This window comes from Rhodanobacter sp. FW106-PBR-R2A-2-24, assembly GCF_058789615.1.
Map to the genome: position 1 here is coordinate 943705 of NZ_JBYTBV010000002.1, position 19677 is coordinate 963381.

General features: G+C 68.3%; 21 protein-coding genes and 2 tRNA genes. 7 read left to right on the top strand and 16 right to left on the bottom strand.

What is annotated here, in order from left to right; genetic code table 11:
- Positions 1-317: 317 nt before the first annotated feature.
- The 10 genes from AC3WQA_RS05600 to AC3WQA_RS05645 form a co-directional block, all read right to left on the bottom strand.
- Positions 318-394, bottom strand: a tRNA-Pro gene (locus tag AC3WQA_RS05600).
- Positions 395-491: 97 nt separating this feature from the next.
- Positions 492-848: a MerR family transcriptional regulator gene (locus tag AC3WQA_RS05605; RefSeq protein WP_492674090.1), complete on the bottom strand. Its 357-nt coding sequence runs from the start codon at positions 846-848 to the stop codon at positions 492-494.
- Positions 829-1128 (bottom strand): integration host factor subunit alpha, encoded by a 300-nt coding sequence (locus AC3WQA_RS05610; RefSeq protein WP_492674091.1) that lies wholly within the window; start codon positions 1126-1128, stop codon positions 829-831. The genes AC3WQA_RS05605 and AC3WQA_RS05610 overlap by 20 nt, the downstream gene beginning before the upstream one ends.
- Before the next feature lies 1 nt (position 1129).
- On the bottom strand, positions 1130-3499 hold the full coding sequence (gene pheT / locus AC3WQA_RS05615; RefSeq protein ID WP_492674092.1) for a phenylalanine--tRNA ligase subunit beta: 2370 nt from the start codon (positions 3497-3499) through the stop codon (positions 1130-1132).
- A 91-nt stretch (positions 3500-3590) separates the two neighbouring features.
- On the bottom strand, positions 3591-4601 hold the full coding sequence (pheS, locus tag AC3WQA_RS05620; protein ID WP_492674093.1) for a phenylalanine--tRNA ligase subunit alpha: 1011 nt from the start codon (positions 4599-4601) through the stop codon (positions 3591-3593).
- Between the two features lie 250 nt (positions 4602-4851).
- Positions 4852-5211, bottom strand: a complete 360-nt coding sequence (rplT, locus tag AC3WQA_RS05625) for a 50S ribosomal protein L20 (RefSeq protein ID WP_492674094.1) — start codon at positions 5209-5211, stop codon at positions 4852-4854.
- Positions 5212-5228: 17 nt separating this feature from the next.
- Positions 5229-5426 (bottom strand): 50S ribosomal protein L35, encoded by a 198-nt coding sequence (gene rpmI / locus AC3WQA_RS05630; RefSeq protein ID WP_492674095.1) that lies wholly within the window; start codon positions 5424-5426, stop codon positions 5229-5231.
- Between the two features lie 112 nt (positions 5427-5538).
- On the bottom strand, positions 5539-5682 hold the full coding sequence (locus AC3WQA_RS05635) for a hypothetical protein (RefSeq protein WP_492674096.1): 144 nt from the start codon (positions 5680-5682) through the stop codon (positions 5539-5541).
- A gap of 29 nt (positions 5683-5711) precedes the next feature.
- Entirely contained in the window at positions 5712-6188 is a 477-nt protein-coding gene (ssb, locus tag AC3WQA_RS05640; protein ID WP_492674097.1) for a single-stranded DNA-binding protein, read from the bottom strand.
- A 169-nt stretch (positions 6189-6357) separates the two neighbouring features.
- Complete coding sequence (locus tag AC3WQA_RS05645) at positions 6358-9063, bottom strand: M16 family metallopeptidase (RefSeq protein WP_492674098.1); 2706 nt, start codon at positions 9061-9063, stop codon at positions 6358-6360.
- Between the two features lie 204 nt (positions 9064-9267).
- Here AC3WQA_RS05645 and AC3WQA_RS05650 point away from each other — a divergent pair, with 204 nt between their 5' ends.
- Both AC3WQA_RS05650 and AC3WQA_RS05655 read left to right on the top strand, forming a co-directional pair.
- Positions 9268-10269: a polyprenyl synthetase family protein gene (locus AC3WQA_RS05650; protein ID WP_492674099.1), complete on the top strand. Its 1002-nt coding sequence runs from the start codon at positions 9268-9270 to the stop codon at positions 10267-10269.
- Positions 10269-10835 (top strand): NUDIX hydrolase, encoded by a 567-nt coding sequence (locus AC3WQA_RS05655; RefSeq protein ID WP_492674100.1) that lies wholly within the window; start codon positions 10269-10271, stop codon positions 10833-10835. The genes AC3WQA_RS05650 and AC3WQA_RS05655 overlap by 1 nt, the downstream gene beginning before the upstream one ends.
- 66 nt (positions 10836-10901) lie before the next feature.
- On the opposite strand, the gene AC3WQA_RS05660 is transcribed toward AC3WQA_RS05655, so the two are convergent.
- The 6 genes from AC3WQA_RS05660 to rsmD all read right to left on the bottom strand — a co-directional run bounded on the left by AC3WQA_RS05660 (position 10902) and on the right by rsmD (position 15882).
- Positions 10902-11945, bottom strand: a complete 1044-nt coding sequence (locus tag AC3WQA_RS05660; protein ID WP_492674101.1) for a TMEM43 family protein — start codon at positions 11943-11945, stop codon at positions 10902-10904.
- An 89-nt stretch (positions 11946-12034) separates the two neighbouring features.
- Positions 12035-13738 (bottom strand): gamma-glutamyltransferase, encoded by a 1704-nt coding sequence (gene ggt, locus AC3WQA_RS05665; protein ID WP_492674102.1) that lies wholly within the window; start codon positions 13736-13738, stop codon positions 12035-12037.
- Positions 13735-13995, bottom strand: a complete 261-nt coding sequence (locus AC3WQA_RS05670) for a YfhL family 4Fe-4S dicluster ferredoxin (protein ID WP_492674103.1) — start codon at positions 13993-13995, stop codon at positions 13735-13737. Before AC3WQA_RS05670 ends, ggt begins: the two co-directional genes overlap by 4 nt.
- A gap of 45 nt (positions 13996-14040) precedes the next feature.
- Positions 14041-14550: a hypothetical protein gene (locus tag AC3WQA_RS05675; protein ID WP_492674104.1), complete on the bottom strand. Its 510-nt coding sequence runs from the start codon at positions 14548-14550 to the stop codon at positions 14041-14043.
- Positions 14543-15100, bottom strand: coding sequence for a pantetheine-phosphate adenylyltransferase (coaD, locus tag AC3WQA_RS05680; protein ID WP_492676326.1), 558 nt, complete (start codon positions 15098-15100; stop codon positions 14543-14545). Before coaD ends, AC3WQA_RS05675 begins: the two co-directional genes overlap by 8 nt.
- Positions 15101-15276: 176 nt before the next feature.
- Entirely contained in the window at positions 15277-15882 is a 606-nt protein-coding gene (rsmD, locus tag AC3WQA_RS05685) for a 16S rRNA (guanine(966)-N(2))-methyltransferase RsmD (RefSeq protein ID WP_492674105.1), read from the bottom strand.
- Between the two features lie 65 nt (positions 15883-15947).
- On the opposite strand from rsmD, the gene ftsY reads away from it, so the two are divergent.
- The 5 genes from ftsY to AC3WQA_RS05710 all read left to right on the top strand — a co-directional run bounded on the left by ftsY (position 15948) and on the right by AC3WQA_RS05710 (position 19639).
- Entirely contained in the window at positions 15948-17000 is a 1053-nt protein-coding gene (gene ftsY, locus AC3WQA_RS05690; RefSeq protein WP_492674106.1) for a signal recognition particle-docking protein FtsY, read from the top strand.
- Positions 17001-17011: 11 nt separating this feature from the next.
- A complete protein-coding gene (locus AC3WQA_RS05695) occupies positions 17012-18088 on the top strand; it encodes an AsmA family protein (protein ID WP_492674107.1) in 1077 nt (358 codons plus the stop codon).
- The gene (mutY, locus tag AC3WQA_RS05700) at positions 18085-19143 is read left to right on the top strand and encodes an A/G-specific adenine glycosylase (RefSeq protein WP_492674108.1); all 1059 of its coding nucleotides are present in this window, start codon (positions 18085-18087) and stop codon (positions 19141-19143) included. Before AC3WQA_RS05695 ends, mutY begins: the two co-directional genes overlap by 4 nt.
- A gap of 45 nt (positions 19144-19188) precedes the next feature.
- Complete coding sequence (locus tag AC3WQA_RS05705) at positions 19189-19482, top strand: oxidative damage protection protein (RefSeq protein WP_492674109.1); 294 nt, start codon at positions 19189-19191, stop codon at positions 19480-19482.
- 81 nt (positions 19483-19563) lie between these two features.
- Positions 19564-19639 (top strand) — tRNA-Phe (locus AC3WQA_RS05710).
- Positions 19640-19677 lie beyond the last annotated feature (38 nt).

The window sequence follows — 19677 nt, forward strand, 5'->3', positions numbered from 1 at the left end:
GCTTGTCATGCAAAGCGGTGGCAGTGTGACCCAGTGATGACAACGTTGTCTACCAAGGACAGCCATGACCCGAAAGACTTGCCAATCACGTCACGCATGGCCACCCGGAAGCACCACGGCATATGACAGCCAGCCGCGCGCCGGACATCACAGACAACCAGGCGCTCGTGCACGCCCATACGCGGCAAAGGCGCGGTCAACAAGGCCGGCACCCTTGGCAAGCAAGAAATAGATACCGTTGTCAATGCGCCGCCTTCAGACGCCGCGCATAAAAAAACGCAGCCTGGAGGAACAGGCTGCGCATCAGACAACTCGATTGGTCGGGGCGGCCGGATTTGAACCGACGACCCTTTGCCCCCCAGGCAAATGCGCTACCAGGCTGCGCTACGCCCCGACGTGTGGCTGCGGACTCCCTGCCCGCCAAGACTGTGCGCAGTACCGACTGGCCGCGCGTTCCAAAGAGGCGGAAGTATAGCAGAAGCGCGCCGGATTCAACGCCGCAGCAAGGCCAGAACTTCTTCCAGTTCCATGCGCACCTGATGCACGATCTGGTGCGACATGCTGGCCTCCACCTTCGCCTGCGGGCCCTCCAGCCGTGCGCGCGCGCCGGTGATGGTGAACCCTTCGTCGTACAGCAGCGCGCGGATCTGGCGGATCATCAGCACATCCTGCCGCTGGTAGTAGCGACGGTTGCCGCGGCGCTTCACCGGATTCAGGCCGGGGAACTCCTGCTCCCAGTAACGCAGCACATGCGGCTTCACCCCGCACAGCTCGCCCACCTCACCGATGGTGAAGTAGCGCTTGGCCGGGATGGCCGGCAGTTCGGTGTTATTTCCCTGATCCAGCATAGCCCTCGACTCTTACCTTGAGTTTCTGCCCTGGCCGGAACGTCACCACCCGCCGCGCGGAGATCGGAATCTCCTCGCCAGTCTTGGGGTTGCGCCCAGGCCGCTGGTTCTTCGCGCGCAGATCGAAGTTGCCGAAGCCCGACAGCTTCACCTGTTCGCCACCTTCCAAGGCCTCGCGAACCACCTCGAAGCAGGCGTCCACGAATTCCTTGGCTTCACGCTTGTTGAGGCCCACGTCAATGAAAAGCCGCTCGGCCATGTCCGCCTTGGTCAGCGCCATCTCATCCCCGCAACTTTGCCTTGCATGCCTGCTCCAGTGCGGCCATGACCTGCCGCACACACCTGTCTGCGTCGTCATCGACAAGAGTGCGTGAAGGCTCCTGTAAAATCAAGCCCATAGCGAGGCTTTTTCGGCCTGCTTCGACGCCCTTGCCACTGTAGCGGTCAAACAGGCGCAACTCCTTGAGCAGCGCGCCCAGCGTGCCGCGTACCACCTGCTCAATTTGTGACCAGCTCACCGCTTCGGGCACCTCGACGGCCAGGTCGCGGCGTACCGAGGGGAAGCGCGCCACCGCCTGCGCCCTGGGCAGGCGGCGTGCCAGGAGCGGTTCCAGTGCCAGCTCCAGCACATGTGCGTCAGGGCCAAGATCCAGTGCCTTGGCCAGTTGCGGGTGCAGCGCCCCCATGAAACCCACCGTTTCGCCATCACGGACGACACGGGCGCCACGTCCGGGATGCAGCCAGGCCGGCAGGCCATCGGCATGCAAGGACCAGCGCTGCGGCTCGCCGCCCCAGGCCAGGAGGGCATCCAGCTCGCCCTTGAGATCAAAGAAATCCAGCGCGCGCGCAGGTTCACCCCATTGTTCGGCACGCGCACTACCGCAGGCCACCATGGCCAGGCTGGGGGTTTCCAACCTGTCGGCAAACACGCGCGCCAGCTCGAACAGGCGCACGCGCTCCTGCTGGCGGGCGCGGTTGTGGCGCAACGCCTCGATCAGGCCCGGCAGCAACGAGGGACGCATCACGGCCAAATCGGCCGACAACGGATTGGCCAGCGCCACACCCTGCCCGCCCATGCCCCACTGCGCCAGGAGCTCGGTAGCGACGAAGGACAGGTTGACCGCCTCGAAGTAGCCGCGCGCGGCGAGCTGCTCGCGCAGTGCCAGCTCGTGGAGGCGCCCCTCCGGCTCGATGGCCAGGCCGATTTCGCCCGTCGGCATGGCGGCCGGGATGTTGTCGTAACCGTGGATGCGCGCAACCTCCTCGATCAGGTCCTCCTCGCGCTCGATGTCAAAGCGGCGGCTGGGCGCGGTGACGCGCCAGCCTTCGACCAGCGTCTCCACGGCCATGCCCAGCGCGGTGAAGATGCGCGCCACTTCGGCGTCAGGAACCGCCACCCCCAGTACGCGCTTGAGACGCGCGCGGCGCAGGGTCACCGGCGCAGACCTGGGCAGATCGGCGAGGTTCTCCGCTACCAGCACCGGGCCCGCCTTGCCGCCGGCGATGGCCAGCAGCAGCTCGGTGGCGCGCTCCAGCGCGCGGCGCGGCAACTCGGGATCGACGCCGCGCTCGAAACGGTGCGAGGCGTCGGTATGCAGACCGAGCTTGCGCGCGCGCCCCATGATCGCCGCCGGCGCGAAGTGCGCGGCCTCGAAGAAGATGTCGCGCGTGGCCGCGGTGACGCGCGAATCGAAGCCGCCCATCACGCCGGCCACGGCCAGCGCCCTGGCTTCGTCGGCGATCAGCACGAAGCCTTCATCCAGCGTCGCCTCGCTGCCATCGAGCAGTTTGAGCGTTTCGCCCGCGCGTGCATGGCGCACCACGATGTCGCCCTCGAGCGCATCGTTGTCGAAGGCGTGCATGGGCTGGCCCAGCTCCAGCATCACGTAATTGGTGATGTCCACCACCACGCTGATCGGGCGCAGGCCGGCGCGGCGCAGCCGCTCGGCCAGCCACAACGGCGTGCGGGCGGCGGGGTTGATGCCTTCGACCACGCGGCCGAGGTAGCGCGGCGCGTCCTTGCCGGCTTCCAGGCGGATGCCGCGACGCGTTGCGCTGGTGACCGGCGCGGCGGGCTGCTCGCCGACCTTCACCCGACTGCCGAACAGCGCGGCCACGTCGTAGGCCACGCCAAGGAGGCCCAGGCAGTCGGCGCGGTTGGGCGTGAGGCTGAGTTCAATCGCCGCGTCGGGCAAGCTCAGGTATTCGGCCAACGGCTGGCCCACCGGCGCATCCAGCGGCAACTCCAGCAGGCCCGAGGCATCGTCGTCGATGCCGAGTTCCTTGGCCGAGCACAGCATGCCGAAGGATTCCACGCCGCGCAGCTTGGCGGCCTTGATGTGGACGCCGCCGGGCAGGGTTGCGCCCACGGTGGCCAGTGGCACGCGGATGCCCACGCGCGCGTTCGGCGCACCGCAGACGATCGTAAGCGGCTCACCCTGCCCCGCGTCGACCCTGCACACCCGCAGGCGGTCGGCTGCGGGATGTTTTTCGGCCTCGACGATCTCGGCCACCACCACGCCCGCCAGGTTTTCACCCAGCACGGTCAGCGCCTCCACTTCCAGCCCGGCCATGGTCAGCGCATGGGAAAGCGCCTCGCGATCGGCCTGGATATCGACCCACTCGCGCAGCCAGTTTTCGGAGAATTTCATGATTGAAGTCCGGGAATGGGAAGTAGGGAACAGAGCATTCGGAAGAGCGCGGGCCTGCGCCTCTCGCCACGCCCTATTCCCGATTCACTTCTCAGGCAAACTGCCTGAGGAACCGCAGATCGTTCTCGAAGAACGCACGCAGGTCGGTCACGCCGTAGCGCAGCATGGCAAAGCGCTCCACACCCAGGCCGAAGGCGAAGCCGGTATAGCGCTCCGGGTCGATGCCGCAATGGGCGAGCACGTTGGGATGCACCATGCCGCAGCCCAGCACCTCCAGCCAGCGGCTCTGCCCGTCGGGGGTTTCCCAGCGGATGTCCACCTCGGCCGAGGGCTCGGTGAAAGGGAAGTAGCTGGGGCGCGAGCGCATCTCGAAATCGCGCTCGAAGAAGGCACGGACGAACTCAGCCAAGGTGCCCTTCAAGTCGGCGAAGCTGGAGGTTTCGTCCACCAGCAGCCCCTCGACCTGATGGAACATCGGCGAATGGGTCTGATCGGAGTCGCTGCGGTAGACCTTGCCTGGCGCGATGATGCGGATCGGCGGCTGGCGACCCTGCATGGTACGGATCTGCACCGGCGAGGTGTGCGTGCGCAACAGGCGTCGGTCGCCGCCGCTCCCGTCGGCCATGTAGAAGGTGTCGTGCATGGCGCGCGCCGGGTGATGCGGCGGAAAATTCAGCGCCTCGAAGTTGTGCCAGTCGTCCTCGATCTCCGGGCCGTCGGCGCGCTGGTAGCCCAGCCGCGCGAAGATCGCGACGATGCGCTCCAGTGCGCGGGTGATCGGGTGGATGCCACCGCGCTCGCCGTCACGACCCGGCAGCGCGATGTCGATGGTTTCCGAGGCAAGCCGGCGATCCAGCTCGGCCTGCTCCAGCGCCGTCCTGCGCGCGGCCAGCGCATCGTTCAGGCGCTGCTTGACCAGGTTCACGGCGGCGCCGCGCGCCTTCTTTTCTTCCGCCGGCAACGCGCCCAACGCCTTCAATGCGGCAGTGACGACGCCGCTCTTGCCGAGCAGGCCAACGCGCAGGGACTCCAGCGCATCGAGCGTGGCGGCGGTATCTATGTCGGCCAGGGCTTGGCTGGCGCGGCTATCCAGATCGTCCATCGGTACGAGTCCGCTTTGGCTTCTACTCCCCTCTGGGGAGAGGGTCGGGGTGAGGGGAGGCTCTTGCGTCTGTGTCAGGAGCGAAGCGTGCTTTCGGTGCAGGCTAATGCGAGCACCCGCCCCTCACCTCAATCCTCTCCCCGAAGGGGGAGGAGGCAACCGCAGAAAGCGCATCATTGAAATAAAAACGGGGAGAAGGCTGGTGGCCTCCTCCCCGCTTGTTTCACATCATATCGTCAGCAAGCGACGATCAAGCGGCCAAGGCGGCCTTCGCCTTGTCGGCAATGGCGCCGAACGCCTTGATGTCGTGCACGGCGATGTCCGCCAACACCTTGCGGTCAACCGCGATGCCGGCCTTCAGCAGGCCGTTGATGAGGCGGCTGTAGGACAGGCCGAACTGGCGGGCGGCGGCATTGATGCGCACGATCCACAGGGCGCGGAACTGGCGCTTCTTCTGCTTGCGGCCGATATAGGCGTACTGGCCAGCCTTGGTGACGGCCTGGTTGGCTGCGCGGAACACCTTGCGACGGGCGTTGTAGTAGCCCTTAGCGCGGCCGATGATCTTCTTGTGACGACGACGGGCGGTAACGCCACGCTTGACACGAGCCATGGTCTAGTCCTCCCGGTTCAGAGATACGGCAACATGCGAGCCACACTCTTGGTGTCGCACGCTTTGACGTGGTTGGTGGCGCGCAGGTTGCGCTTACGCTTGGTCGACTTCTTGGTCAGGATATGCGACTTGAAGGCGTGACCGGCCTTGAACTTGCCGGAAGCGGTCTTGCGAAAACGCTTCGCCGCCGCCCGGTTGGTCTTGATCTTGGGCATGAAATGCTCCGAATCATGGGTTTCTGACTGATCCGGCGGCGGCTTGGGAGCCGCGCTTTCCATCCTGCCGACATCGGTGCACGACCCTTCCTGGCGGGTCGAACCGGCGATTCTACGCAAATCGGGCGTCGTACGCCAGCACTGCAAACAACATGGGCTGCCCGCCGAAGCTGGCGGCTGGCGGCTGGCGGCTGGCGGCTGGCGGCTGGCGGCTGGCGGCTGGCGGCTGGCGGCTGGCGGCTGGCGGCTGGCGCATCTTTCTCACCCTTCAAGAAAAGGTGTTCGCTAGAACGGGATGTCGTCATCCTCGAAGCCGCCGTTGCCGGCCGACGCCGATGGTGCGGGCGCATTGCCGCCGCGCTGCTGGCCGCCACCGTAACCGCTGCCCTGCGGGCGCTCACGCTGCTGGTAACCGCCGCCGCCTTCGCCGCCGCTGCCCAGCATCTGCATGTCGTTGCAGATGATGTCGGTGGAATAACGCTCCACGCCGTTCTTGTCGGTGTACTTGTCGGTGCGCAGCGAGCCTTCGATATAGACCTGCCGGCCCTTTTTCAGGTAGTCGCGGGCAACTTCGGCGGTCTTGCCGAACAGCTTTACGCGGTGCCATTCGGTGTGATCCTGCCACTCGCCGGACTGATCCTTGCGGCGTTCCGCCGTGGCAACGCTGAGTGTGCACACCGCCATGCCGCTGCTCGTGCTGCGCACGTCGGGGTCGTTGCCGAGGTTGCCGATCAGGATGACCTTGTTGACGCCACGTGCCATGGATGGGTTCCCCCGCTTGGGTCGGCGCCACTGCCAGCCACCGACGTTGAAATAACGGTCATCATACCTTGCCGCCGGACGAAATCATCCGGCATCGGCCCACCGGCGGCGTCATCCCCGGCCGCGCATGCCGGCCCGTGCTCGCGGGCCGGCATGCCGCGCCAACCGATCAGTGCTGCTTGGGCGCCGGCCCCTGCACCACCTGCGCCAGGTGCGCCGGTTGCACGTACTTCTTGAACGCGTTCTGCACCTGTCCGGCGGTGAGGTCGCGGTAGTGCTGGGCGGCCACCATCGGCTCGTCGAGCGGCTCGCCATCGATGCTCCAGGAGAGCAGCGAACGCGCGATGGCGTCGACGCTGGATACTCCCAGCGGGATCGAGCGGATGCGCGCCTGCTTGGCATTCAGCAGTTCGTCGGCCTTGACCGGCGTGTCGCGCATGTCGTCCAGGTTCTTCATCACCAGTTGGTCGGCTGGCTGAACCTTGCCCGGATCGCTGCCGTAGCGCACATAGAAGACCGCGCGCGAGCGGCCGAAGCTCATGCCCGAACCCGCACCGTAGGCATAGCCGTGCTTGACGCGGATGTCCACCATCAGGCGCGAGGCGAAGCCGTTGCCACCCAGCACTTCGTTGCCGAGCTGCAGGGCATAGCGGTCGGGGTTATGGATGTCCAGGCCCAGCGATTGCCCCATGAACACCTGATCCTGCGAAGCGTAGGCATTCGGCACCACGGTGTAGCTGGCCGGGTTGACCGGCACCGGCTTCGCCACCACATCGGGTTTCGGGCCGGCAGCCTTCCACGCGCCGAAGTACTTTTCAACGGTGGCCTTGGCCTGCGCAGGCGTCACGTCGCCCACCACCACAAGGGTGGTCATGTCGGGGCGATAGACCTGGCCGAAATAGGCCTTGGCGTCGGCCAGCGTGAGCGCGCCCACGGTCTGCGGCGTGGCCTCGCGCAGCGCCGGATCGCCAGCCGGGTAGATGCCCTTGTACAAGGCGTGGAACATCTTGTATTGCGGCGACTGCAGCTCGCCGGCCAGGGTGCGCGCCAGCGTCTGTTGCTGGATGCCGAAGGCTTTCGCCGGCAAGGCCGGATGCAGTTCGTTGTCGGCGAGGAGCCGCATGCCTTGGTCGAAGTTCGCGCTGGGCACCGCCAGGCTGAAGCTGCTGCCGGCGGTCTCGGTGGCGGCGATGCCGTCCAGCGCCCGGTGGAAGGCCGCGCGATCCAGCGTGGTGGTGCCGTAGTCGAACAGCGAGGCCAGCAGCTGGCCGACACCCTCCTGCCCCTTGGGCGCCTGCAGGTCTTCATTGCTGTCGATCCGGCCCTGCACCGTCACCGTCTTGCTGGCGTCGGTGGGCTGCACGATCAGGGTGATGCCGTTGGCGAGCTTCATGGTGGTCGGCGCCAGCGTCCAATGCGGCATCTGCAGCTGCGCCAGCGGCTGGGCCGCCCACGCCGGCAGCGGCGCATCGAGCTTGTCGTCACCGCCGAATTTCTCGGTACCGCCGAAGCCGTTGCTGTCCGGTGGGCGCTTGCCGTTCGGGTCGGGCGTCAGCACCACGGTGAGCCGCTGCGAGGGCTTGAGGTACTCGCGCGCCACCCGGTCGACGTCGGCCGGCGTCACCGCGAGGATGTTGTCCAACGCCTGCTGCGGCGAATCCAGCCCTTGCCACGCCAGCGCCCGCGACCAGCGCTCGGCGAGGTTCATCGCGCTGTTCTTGCTGAATTCGTACTGTGCCTGCTCCTGCTTCTTGGCCGCCTCGACCAGGTCGGCCGGCACGCCGTGCTTGAGCAGGTCGGCCATCGCGCGCTCGAGCTGCGCCTGCGCCTGCCTGGCGTCGCCGCCCTTGGGGAAGCCGACCTCGATGGTGCCGATGCCGCCGTGCACGAACGGCTGGCTGCCGGCGTCCGCCGACAGCACCTTGCCCTGCGCGGCGAGTCCGGACAGCTCACTGCGCGAGTTGCCCAGCACCTTGAGCAGCACCTGATACGCCGCGTAGTCCTGCGACTGCTGGCCCGGCGCGCGGAACAGGTATTGCACCGAGCCGGTGGCGTCCGGCGTGGTCTTGGCGATGGTCTGCGGCTGGAACGGCGCCAGCTTCACCGGCGTGCGCACGGGCACGTCGCCCTTGGCGATCGGCCCGAAGAGTTCCTTCACCTTGGCCAGTGCCGCCTGCGCGTCGACATCGCCGACGATCACCAGGATCGCGTTGTTCGGCACGTACCACTTGTCGTAAAAGCCCTGCAGCACCTTGCCGGTGGTCGCGTCGAAAGTCGGCCGCGAACCCAGCGCATCCTCGGCGTAGCCGGTGCCGGCGTAGAGGCTGCGCTCGGCCTGCTGGAAGGCGAGGTAGCCGGGGTCGGAAATGTCGCGCGAGACTTCTTGCTCGATCGCGCCCTTCTCCAGCCCCCAATCCTTGTCGGTGAGCTGCGCGCCGCGCATGCGGGTGGCCTCGATGTGCAGCAGCACGTCGAGATATTGCGCAGGTGCCATGAAGAAATACTGGGTGGCGTCGTTGGTGGTGAACGCATTGTTCTCCGCGCCCATCTTGCCGGTCATCTCGTTCAACTGCGCGCCGGTCATGCCGGTGGAGTTGCGGAACATCATGTGTTCCAGCGCGTGCGCGGTGCCGGGGAAGCCCGCAGGCGCCTCGTAGCTGCCGGCGAGGTAGGTGATCTGCGTGGTCACCATCGGTGCCAGCGCGTCGCGCACGATCACCACGCGCAGGCCGTTGGCCAGCGTGGCGCGCGTCACGTTGCCGGCCGGCCGCGCGGTCGGCGCATCGGCGGCATGGGCCGGTGCGCCGGGGGCGGCGAGGCCGAGGGCGAGAAGGGTTCCCAAGGCGATGGGGCTGAGCTTGCCGCGAAGTTTCATCCTGTGTTCTCCATGTCCAGTTGAATGCCCAGCCGGGGCTGGCGCGTGACCGCAAGTTCTTGACGCGCCGAATGTTATGTGGCGCACCACCCACCATACGACGCCCCCATCGCGGCACCAACATGACATTCGGCACATCGCTCCGTGCCGCGCGGCCATCGCAGCCGCCCCCTATAATTCCCCGGACTCCCGACCAGCCGCCTCATGAACTCCATCCACGCCGACGCCCCACGCCCCGCCGACTTCGCCGCCGTGCGCGCGCTCGCCGACGCCGACATGCGCCGCATCGACGCGCTGATCCGCGCGCGGCTGGCTTCCGACGTGGTGCTGATCAACCAGATCGCCGAGCACATCATCGCCGGCGGTGGCAAGCGGCTGCGACCGATGCTGCATGCGCTGGCCGCCCGCGCGGCGGGTTACCACGGCGAGGAGCACGTCAAGCTCGCGGCGGTGATCGAGTTCATCCACACCTCCACCCTGCTGCACGACGACGTGGTGGACGAATCGGGCCTGCGCCGCGGCCGCCAGACCGCCAACGCGCTGTGGGGCAACGCCGCCAGCGTGCTGGTGGGCGACTTCCTCTACTCGCGCGCGTTCCAGCTGATGGTGGAGCTGGACGACATGCGCGTCATGCGCATCCTGGCCGACACCACCAACACCATCGCCGAGGGCGAGGTGCTGCAACTGCTCAACATCGGCAACGCCGACGTGGGTGAGGCCGCCTACCTCACGGTGATCGAGCGCAAGACCGCGGTGCTGTTCGCCGCCGCCACCGAACTCGGCGGCCTGCTCGGCGGCCTGCCGACGGAGCAGGTTGCCGCGCTGCGCGAATACGGCATGCAGCTGGGCTACGCGTTCCAGATCGCCGACGACCTGCTCGACTACACCAGCGACGCCGACACCCTGGGCAAGAACATCGGCGACGATCTGGCCGAGGGCAAACCCACCCTGCCGCTGATCTATGCGCTGCAGGGCGCCTCGCCCGAACAGGCCGCTTCGCTGCGCCACGCGATCGAGCACGGCGGGCTGGATTCGCTGGATCGCATCGTTGCCGCGATCCGCGACTCGGGCGCGCTGCAGCGCACGCGCGAGCGCGCCGAAGCGCATGCGGCGGCGGCGCACGAGGCGCTCGCCGCCCTGCCCGCATCAAAGTATCGCGACGCGCTGGCCACGCTGGCGGATCACTCCGTGCAGCGCACGTACTGATGAATCCCCGCGACTACCCACGACCGGCCGACGCCGACGCTCCGGTGGAAATCCTCCATCAGGGCCGCTGGCTGCGCCTGTGCAAGCGCGGCCGCTGGGAATACGCCGAACGCAACAACCCCAGCGGCGCTGCCATCGTGATCGCGCTGACGCCGGAGGATCGCGTGCTGTTCGTGGAGCAATACCGCGTGGCGATCCAGGCGCGCACCATCGAGATGCCGGCCGGACTGGTCGGCGACCTCCAGGGCCAGGAGGACGAGGGCATGCTGCTGGCCGCCAGCCGCGAGCTGGAGGAGGAAACCGGTTGGCGCTGCGGTCGCGTGTCCTTCCTGCACCAGGGGCCGTCCTCGGCCGGCATGAGCACCGAGATGATCGCCTACGTGCGCGCCTTCGACCTCGTCAAGGTCGGCGCAGGTGGCGGTGACGCCAGCGAGAACATCGTCGTGCACGAAATTCCCCGCATGGACGCCGGCACCTGGCTGTTCGCGCGGGCGGCGGAAGGCTATTCCGTCGATCCTAAATTGTTCGCCGGCCTGTGGCTGCTGGAGCACGGCTCCGCAGTGTGAGGGCCGGTGAAACAGCCCGTCGCCGCGGCCACCGTGCAGCGCCCCCGGGCCTCGCCACAACGAGCATCAGGCGGCAGACCGCCGCGCGCGCCAACGCCACGCCAGCAACGCAGCGCCCGCCAGCGCTAGGGCCAGCCACGCGGTGGCGGCCAACCAGCCATGCCCCAGCCACGGCAATGCGGCGGCCACGCCCACCGCCAGCAACCCGCCACCCAGCGCCCGCAGCGGATCGAAGCACATCGCGCCGCGCCCCAGCAGCAGGCCTGCGCCCAGCGCCGCCAGCAGCACGGCGAGGATGCGCCGCAGCCATACCAGCGAGGGTTGCGCCGCCATGTCCGGCCGCATGTCCAGCAGCGCGCTGTCGCCCACGTTGACCTCGTAGCCTTGCCCGTCGGCGACGTTGGACACGGCCACCAGTTGCCCGCCGTCGACGCGGGCGAGCACGGTCACCTCCTGCGTCGGCACGCCGCTCCAGCTCACGCGCAGATCGCCCACCTCCGGATGTCCCGGCCGGTCGCTGGTGACCAGGGCGTTGTCGTAGCCGCTGAAGGTGGCGGCGAAATTCGCCGGCACGGCCTTCACGTTGAGCGGCACCGACCCGCTGCCCGGCAGGGCGCGCACCAGGGCATGGGAGAGCGTGTAACCGCCCAGTTGCACGCTGCCGGAAACAAACTGCGCGCCGCGAATGGGAAAGGTGCCGGGGTTGGCATGGCCACGCGGCTGCGCGAAGTGACTGGAATCCACCGGATGGTCGACCCAGTCCTGCTCATAGGTGATGTCGTTGCCCAGGTGCAGCTCGCGCCACTGGAACATCGCCACATGGCGGGTCAGCACGGCCGTGGCCGCCTGCTGGTTGAAGTCCGCGTCGTAGGGCGACTCCACTACGCGCGGCGTGCCGGCGATGCGCACCATCCGGCCTTGCATGCCGTCGGCCGGCTCCACGGCGTGGCCCAGGTCGACCACCGCGCCGCCATGGCGCGCCAGCGCGTCCTGCCAGGCCAGTTCACCGCGCTCGGTGGACAGGGCGAGCCATAGCCCGAGAAGCAAGCACAAGGCGCCGAGGCCAATGGCCAGCGGCACGCGCCAGGCCAGCAGGCGTTCGGGCCGCATCAGGCGATCGCCCCGTGCTGTGCGATCCGCTCGCCCGCGCAGCCGCCACGACCGCGCGCATTGCCTGGTAGCGCGAAGCGTCCCATGCCCTACTCCACCTTGCCCAGGCCATCGTGATGGCGCGGATCGCTGGCCGCATCCAGCGTGTTGGTCTGGTGGTTCCAGGTGACCACGTTCATGAAGCCCCATGGCCCGCGCGGCTTCAGCGTGTAGCCCATCTTTTGCAGCTCCGTGCTGGTGGCGGCGTCGAACACGCCGTCCTCCACGTCCACTACGTCGGGCAGGAACTGGTGATGGAAGCGCTTGGCGGCAACGATCTGCTGCGCGCTGTCGCCGTCGATGAAATGCAGGATGCCTTCGAGCACCTGGGTGATGATGGTGGAGCCGCCGGGCGAGCCGATCACCGCGCTGCGATGCTTGCCCAGCACGAGGCTGGGCGACATCGAGGAGAGCATGCGCTTGCCACCCTTCGGCGCGTTCGCCTTGCTGCCGAGCAGGCCGTAGACGTTGGGCTGGTTCGGCACCAGCGCGAAGTCGTCCATCTCGTCGTTGAGCAGCACCCCGGTGCCCTGGGCGACGAAGGTGGAGCCCAGGATGTAGTTCACGGTGGAGGTGATGCCCACCATGTTGCCGTCCGCATCGATGATCGAGAAATGCGTGGTATGCATGCCCGGATCGTGCGCCGGCCCGTGCGGAAGCATGGAGGACGGCGTGGCCTGGTCGGCCAGGATGCCCTGGCGCAGGCCGTCGGCGTAGTACGGCGACAGCAGCATCGCGAGCGGCATCGACACGAAGTCGGGGTCGCCGAGATAGTCGTTGTGGTCGCGGAACGCGCGGCGCATCGCCTCGACGATGTAGTGGACGCGGTGCGCCTCATCCATCTTGCCCAGGTCGTAGGGCCGCAGGATGTCGAGGATCTCGGCGATCGCCACGCCGCCCGAGGATGGTGGCGGCGCGGTGACGATCCGGTAACCCTGGTAGTCGACGACGATCGGCGTGCGTTCCTTGGCGCGGTAGTTAGCCAGGTCGGCCAGCGTCCAGTTGCCGCCGGCGGCGCGTACCGCGTCCACCAGCTTCTGCGCCGTCTCACCGTGATAGAAGCCGGCGTCGCCCTGCTCGGCGATCAGCTCCCAGGCGCGCGCCTGTTCCGGATCGCGCCAGATCGCGCCCACTGCCGGCGGCTTGCCACCCGGCAGGTACTTGGCGGCGGAGGCGGGCCAGCGCTCGAGGTTCTTCTGTTCCCCGGCAATCGCGTGCAGCAGGCGCGGATCGGGCTTGAAGCCTTCGCGTGCGATGCGGATGGCCGGCGCCAGCGACTTGGCCAGCGGCAACTTGCCGTAACGCCGTGCCAGCAGCACCAACCCGGCCGGCTCGCCGGGAATGCCGGCGGACAGCGGGCCTTTCAGCGCCGCGTCACGGTTCGGCGTGCCGTCGGGATTGAGGTAATCCTTGGGGTTCACCGCCATCGGCGCGGTTTCGCGCGCGTCGATGAACACGTCCTTGCCGGTCTTGGCGATGTGCAGCGTCGCCATGAAGCCGCCACCCAGGCCCGAGCTTTGCGGCTCCACCACCGACAGGGTGGCGGCCACCGCCACGGCCGCGTCGAAGGCGTTGCCGCCTTCGTGCAGCACCGCGAAACCAGCGTCAGTGGCATAGCCGCTGGCACTGGCGATGCCGGCGTGGCCGGGACGCTGCGTGGTCGCCGCAAGCGCCGGCGCATCGGCGGCAGCGAACGCGCTGCCGGCCAACAGCAAGGCCAGCAGCAGGGTCGGCACGCGCAGGGAGAACTTCATCCGGCGGACTCCAGTCCGGTGAGCTGGCGGTATTTGCGTTCCAGTTTTTCGCGCGATTCGGGGTTGCCCGGATCGAGCACGATGCATTCGACCGGGCACACGACGACGCACTGCGGCTCGTCGTGGTGCCCCACGCATTCGGTGCAGCGCGCCGGGTCGATCACGTAAAACTCTTTGCCCAGCGAGATCGCCTGATTGGGGCACGCCGGCTCACAGACGTCGCAGTTGACGCAGGTGTCGAGGATCACTAACGACATGACGACAGGGGGACGGGCGGCGGCGCCGCACCGTCCCCGCATTCCTCACATCGCCACGAAGCGGAATTCCGCGCCGGAGGGCTTGATCGCGTCGGCTACGCGCTGCTGGTCGGCCTGGTCGCCGATGAACAGCACGATGGAGCCCTTGAAGGTGCCGGCCTGCACGTCCTTGAACGCGGCCACGACGAGATCGGCCGTGGTGGCCGACACCGGGCCGGCAAAGGCCAGCAGGTTGCCCGGGGTCACGCCGCGCGCCACGGTGTCCTGCACGTTCTGCAGCTGGCGGTCGTTCTGCGCCTTGTCGTCGTCGCTCTGGCCCGGCGTGATGAAGTACACGTAGGGCTGCTGCGCCGCCATGCCTTGCAGGTTTTTCTGCACCAGCGGGCCGAGGTAGGCCTGCCAGGCCTTGGCGTCGTTGACATCGGCGGGCTTGGCGACTGCCTTGGCCTGCTGTGCGGCAGCGGCCTGATCCTGGTCGTCGGCCTGCTTGGAGCAGCCGCCCAGGGCGAGGCCGGTAGCCAGCGCGACGGCGGCGATGAGAACGAACTTACGCATGGTGGTCACCTTCGGTTTCGGGTTGCGTGGGGAGGCCGCTGCGGCCCTTGTGCCAGCGCTGACGCATGGCCTGCTGCACCGCCGGATGCACGAAGCCGGAGATATCGCCACCAAGGCGGCCGATCTCGCGCACCAGCGAGGAAGAGATGAAGCTGTACTGTTCGGCCGGGGTAAGAAACAAGGTCTCGGCCTGCGGAATCAGATGCCGGTTCATGCTGGCGAGCTGGAACTCGTATTCGAAATCCGACACTGCCCGCAGGCCGCGGATGATGACGCCAGCGCCGATCTGATCGACGAAATTGGCCAGCAGGCAGTCGAAGCCGCGCACCTCCACATTGGATAGATCGGCCAGCGCCAGGCGCGCCAGCGCAATGCGCTCATGCAGGCTGAAACCCGGCCCCTTGCCCTTGTTCGGGCTCTCGGCCACCGCCACCACCACCCGCTCGAACAACGGCGCGGCGCGCGACACCAGGTCGGCGTGGCCGTTGGTGATGGGATCGAAAGTGCCCGGATACACGGCCAGGCGCGGATTGGCGGCGGGAGGATTCACGGGCACGGAGGGCGGCGGAAACAAGCCTTAGCTTAGCAGGGTGTTGAGAAAGTGCTTTCCTGCACTTTCTCAACTCGCCGCGTCCGGCGCATGTCCGGACGCTGCTCCGCCGATCAAGCATTTGCGTGCTTGCCCGGCGTGCGATCCATCCATGGATCGCCCTATCAGGCTGTTTCTCAACAGCCTGTCAAGGCAACGCCGCCCGATTCGACACCTGCGCGCCGATAAAGCGCGTAACGCACTTCGCCCGCCTGCCCCTCGCGGTGCAGCGCCCAGCGCATTGGCAGCACCGGCACCACATCACGCGGCGATTCCGCGTAAACCCAGGCCCGCGCGGCCAGCCAGCCACCGGCTTCCAGCGCATCGGCCAGCGCCGCCCACGCATCGAGCGCAAAGGGCGGATCGAGCAACACCAGATCGAACGGACGCGGCGCGGTGCGCAGGAAGACCTGCGCCGTGCTCACAGCCACCTCGCCGCAACTCACTTTCAGCCGGGCGAGATTGTCGCGCAAGGCCTGCGCCGCACGCGGTTCCGGCTCCACGAAACAGGCCGAAGCCGCGCCGCGCGACAGCGCTTCGATGCCCAGCGCGCCGGTGCCCGCGCACAGGTCGAGCACGCGCGCACCGTTGATCGCTGGCGCCAGCCAGTTGAACAGGGTTTCGCGCACGCGCTCGGGCGTGGGGCGAAGGCCGGCCAGCCCGGGCACTTCAAGGCGCGAATTGCGCAGACTGCCGCCGATGATGCGGATACGCCCGGCACGCGCATTCACGAGGCTGGCCACGGCTCAGCGGCCGGTACGGGTGTCGGTGTTAGCATGCCGCCCATTGTCCCCGATGCGCCCGCGCAATGCTCACGTTCTGGAAGAAAAAGCCCGCCGACACCCCGCCCCCGGCACAGCCGCCCGAGGCGCCGGTCGCCGACGCGCCGCAGGAAGCGGCAGCGGCGCCCGCTCCGCCCGCGCCGGTCGAAGTCGCCGCCGCCACCGCCCCGGCCAAACTCGGCTGGCGCGAGCGCCTCGCCGGCAGCGCACTGGGTCGCGGCCTGGGCTCGCTGTTCAGCCGCAACCCCAAGCTCGACGACGAGTTGCTGGACGAGCTGGAAACCACCCTCATCACCGCCGACGTCGGCGTGGAAGCCAGTACCGCGCTGGTGGAGGATCTGCGCAAGCGCATGCACAAGCGCGAGTTCAGCAGCGCCGACGCCCTGCGCAACGCGCTGCGCGAAGCGTTGATCGCGCTGCTGCAGCCGGTGCAACGCGCGCTGGAAGTCGCTGGCCGCCAACCCTTCGTGGTGCTCACTGTCGGCATCAACGGCGCTGGCAAGACCACCACGATCGGCAAGCTCGCCCGCCGCTGGCGCGACGAGGGCAAGAGCGTGATGCTGGCCGCCGGCGACACCTTCCGCGCCGCCGCGGTCGAACAACTCAAGACCTGGGGCGAGCGCAACGCCGTGCCGGTGATCTCGCAAGGCCAGGACGCCGATGCCGCCAGCGTGATCTTCGACGCGCTGCAGGCCGCGCGCTCGCGCGGCGCCGACGTGCTGATCGCCGACACCGCTGGCCGCCTGCACACCCAGGGCGGGCTGATGGACGAGCTGGGCAAGATCGCCCGCGTGCTGAAAAAGCTCGATGCCGACGCGCCGCACGAAGTGCTGATGGTGATCGACGGCACCACCGGCCAGAACGCGGTCAGCCAGGTACGCCAGTTCCGCCAGATCGTCGGCGTCACCGGCCTGGTGGTGACCAAGCTCGACGGCACCGCCAAGGGCGGCGTGGTGTTCGCACTGGCACGCGAGTTCGGCCTGCCGATCCGCTACGTGGGACTGGGCGAAAGCGCCACCGACCTGCGTGAGTTCGACGCCGCGGCCTTCGTCGACGGCCTGCTGCCCGCCCATGGCTGAGCAGGCCTGACATGCTGCACGGGGCGCGCCGCTGGCTGATCGTGGCGGGCATGCTGGCGCTTGCCGCGCTGCTGGCCGCCTTCGTCGCTGTGTATCTGCTGTTGCAGCCGGATCGCTTCACCACTCTGCTGCAGCAACAGGCGCAGGACGTCGGCCTCGCACTCAACCTCGACAGCCCCGCCAGCCCGACCCTGTTCCCGCGCCCCGCGCTGGAACTCTCCGGCATCACGCTCAACGCCAAGGGCGCCAGCCGCCCCATCCTGCTGGCCTCGCACGGCCGGCTGGTGCTGCCGTGGCGCACCTTGCTGGGCGGCCCCACCGCCATCGCGCGGATGGAAGTGGACGCGCCCCGGGTGGATCTGGACGCCCTGCAGGATTGGCTCGCCGCCCTGCCGCCGCGCGCGGAAAATCTCGCACCCACGATCCCACGCATCGATGCCGGCATCCGGGTCGAACACGGCAGCGTGGTGCACGGCGACCGCCTGCTGCTCGACAACGTGAGCCTCACCGCCGGCACCTTGGCGCCCGGACAGCCTTTCCCGCTCGAAGCCTCGGCCAGCACAGCCGCGGGCGCCCCGCTGCGATTGCGCCTGTCCGCCACGCCACGCCTGCAAGACCAGGCCCTGCGGGTGGACAACATCCAACTGCACCTGTCGCAAGGCAGCAGCGCCACGCTGACGCTCGAAGGCGATGCCAGCTGGCGCGGCGGCGCCAATGCCACGGTAAAACTCGGCGGCAAGCTCGACCACGCCGATGCCGGCAACTACATCGTGCGAGTGGCGCTCAGCCCAGCCAACCAATCCGACCCGCTGCTGCTGCATCTCCAGCTCGACGGCCCCGGCAACCACGCCGACCTGCGCCTGCCACCGCTGGCGCTGGCCCACTGGTGGAACGAGCTCGCCGCGCCAGCCGGCCATCAGTCCGCCGGCGCCACCGACCCGCTGCCCAGGCTGCCCCCCGGCAGCGGCAGCGTGGAGATCGCCAAGCTGCAGCTCAGCGGCCTGCACGTCGAAGGCCTCAGCGTCCATGCCGGCGACGATGTGCCAGCGGTGGCCAGCAGCACGGCTCCACCCGCCACGGCAAAGTGAACCCCTTCGCCGCCACCCTGCTGGCCTGGTTCGACCACCACGGCCGCCACGACCTGCCGTGGCAGCAAGCGCTGGCCGACGGCCGGCGCGACGCCTACCGCGTGTGGCTCTCCGAAATCATGCTGCAGCAGACCCAGGTTGCCACCGTCACCGGCTATTTCGAGCGCTTCGTCGCCGCGCTGCCCGACCTGCGCGCGCTGGCCGCCGCGCCCGAGGACCAGGTGCTCGCACTGTGGTCGGGGCTTGGCTACTACCGCCGCGCACGCTTCCTGCACCGCGCCGCGCAGCTCTGCGTCGAACGGCACGGCGGCGAACTGCCGCGCGACTTCGACGCGCTCGCCGCCCTGCCCGGCATCGGCCGCTCCACCGCCGGCGCCATCCTTGCCCAGGCGCACGGCCTGCGTTTTCCCATCCTGGACGGCAACGTCAAGCGCGTGCTGGCACGCTGGCACGGCATCCACGGCCACCCCGGCGCAAGCGCGGTGGAGAAACAGCTCTGGCAGCACGCCGACGCGCACACCCCTGCCGCGCGCGTGGCCGACTACACCCAGGCCATCATGGATCTGGGCGCCACCGTCTGCACCCGCGCCCGGCCGCGTTGTGCGGCCTGCCCGCTGGCGGAACACTGCGTCGCCCGCCGCGACGACCGCACCGCCGAGCTGCCCACCCGCAAGCCCGGCAAGACCCTGCCCAGCCGCGCCACCATCATGCTGCTGCTGCGCGACGCGCACGGCCGCGTGCTGCTGGAACGACGCGGCCCGCAAGGCGTCTGGAGCGGTCTGTGGAGCCTGCCCGAAGCCACCGACATCGACGCGGCCTGGCGTCTTGCGCGTCAGCTCGCGCGCATCGACGACGCCCAGCCGCTCGCCCCGTTCACCCACGTCTTCAGCCACTACCGCCTGGCCATCGAACCGCTGCTGTTCGATGGCGCGACAGCCACCAGCAGCGTCGGCGATAATCCCGGCCTGCGCTGGTGCACATCCGGCGAGCGGGCCACGCTGGGCCTGCCCGCCCCGGTGCGCCAACTCCTGTTCAAGATCAACGACGCGCCCTGAGGCGCCACGCACACTGCGCGCCCTGCCCGCCGCACCGGAATCCCCATGAGCCGTACCGTCCACTGCGCCAAGCTCGGCATCGACGCCCCGGGCTTCGACTACGTCCCCTGGCCTGGCACGCTGGGCCAGCGCATCTATCACGAGATTTCGGTCAAGGCCTGGCAGGAGTGGCTGGCCCACCAGACCACCCTCATCAACGAATACCGGCTGAACCCGCTGGAAGCCAAATCGCGCCGGTACCTCACCGAGCAGATGGAGAAATTCCTGTTCGGCGGCGACTTCGACAAAGCCGCCGGCTTCAGCCCCCCGCCGGATCGGCAGCCTGACCGGCAGCCTTGACGAAGCCAGGCACATCCGGTCTAATGCGCGGCTCACGCATCAACCGCACGCCACGCGCCAGCGTTTGATCGTCCCACACCCGGCCGGGTAGCTCAGTTGGTAGAGCAGGGGATTGAAAATCCCCGTGTCGGCGGTTCGATTCCGTCCCCGGCCACCATGTAAATCAACGATTTAGCCCACCAGACCCGGTGGGCT

Excerpts from the sequence above, each read along its gene's own strand:
- AC3WQA_RS05605 (WP_492674090.1), bottom strand. The coding sequence starts at position 848 with ATGCTGGATCAGGGAAATAACACCGAACTGCCGGCCATCCCGGCCAAG.
- AC3WQA_RS05610 (WP_492674091.1), bottom strand. The coding sequence starts at position 1,128 with ATGGCGCTGACCAAGGCGGACATGGCCGAGCGGCTTTTCATTGACGTG.
- pheT (WP_492674092.1), bottom strand. The coding sequence starts at position 3,499 with ATGAAATTCTCCGAAAACTGGCTGCGCGAGTGGGTCGATATCCAGGCC.
- pheS (WP_492674093.1), bottom strand. The coding sequence starts at position 4,601 with ATGGACGATCTGGATAGCCGCGCCAGCCAAGCCCTGGCCGACATAGAT.
- rplT (WP_492674094.1), bottom strand. The coding sequence starts at position 5,211 with ATGGCTCGTGTCAAGCGTGGCGTTACCGCCCGTCGTCGTCACAAGAAG.
- rpmI (WP_492674095.1), bottom strand. The coding sequence starts at position 5,426 with ATGCCCAAGATCAAGACCAACCGGGCGGCGGCGAAGCGTTTTCGCAAG.
- AC3WQA_RS05635 (WP_492674096.1), bottom strand. The coding sequence starts at position 5,682 with ATGCGCCAGCCGCCAGCCGCCAGCCGCCAGCCGCCAGCCGCCAGCCGC.
- ssb (WP_492674097.1), bottom strand. The coding sequence starts at position 6,188 with ATGGCACGTGGCGTCAACAAGGTCATCCTGATCGGCAACCTCGGCAAC.
- AC3WQA_RS05645 (WP_492674098.1), bottom strand. The coding sequence starts at position 9,063 with ATGAAACTTCGCGGCAAGCTCAGCCCCATCGCCTTGGGAACCCTTCTC.
- AC3WQA_RS05650 (WP_492674099.1), top strand. The coding sequence starts at position 9,268 with ATGAACTCCATCCACGCCGACGCCCCACGCCCCGCCGACTTCGCCGCC.
- AC3WQA_RS05655 (WP_492674100.1), top strand. The coding sequence starts at position 10,269 with ATGAATCCCCGCGACTACCCACGACCGGCCGACGCCGACGCTCCGGTG.
- AC3WQA_RS05660 (WP_492674101.1), bottom strand. The coding sequence starts at position 11,945 with ATGCGGCCCGAACGCCTGCTGGCCTGGCGCGTGCCGCTGGCCATTGGC.
- ggt (WP_492674102.1), bottom strand. The coding sequence starts at position 13,738 with ATGAAGTTCTCCCTGCGCGTGCCGACCCTGCTGCTGGCCTTGCTGTTG.
- AC3WQA_RS05670 (WP_492674103.1), bottom strand. The coding sequence starts at position 13,995 with ATGTCGTTAGTGATCCTCGACACCTGCGTCAACTGCGACGTCTGTGAG.
- AC3WQA_RS05675 (WP_492674104.1), bottom strand. The coding sequence starts at position 14,550 with ATGCGTAAGTTCGTTCTCATCGCCGCCGTCGCGCTGGCTACCGGCCTC.
- ftsY (WP_492674106.1), top strand. The coding sequence starts at position 15,948 with ATGCTCACGTTCTGGAAGAAAAAGCCCGCCGACACCCCGCCCCCGGCA.
- AC3WQA_RS05695 (WP_492674107.1), top strand. The coding sequence starts at position 17,012 with ATGCTGCACGGGGCGCGCCGCTGGCTGATCGTGGCGGGCATGCTGGCG.
- AC3WQA_RS05705 (WP_492674109.1), top strand. The coding sequence starts at position 19,189 with ATGAGCCGTACCGTCCACTGCGCCAAGCTCGGCATCGACGCCCCGGGC.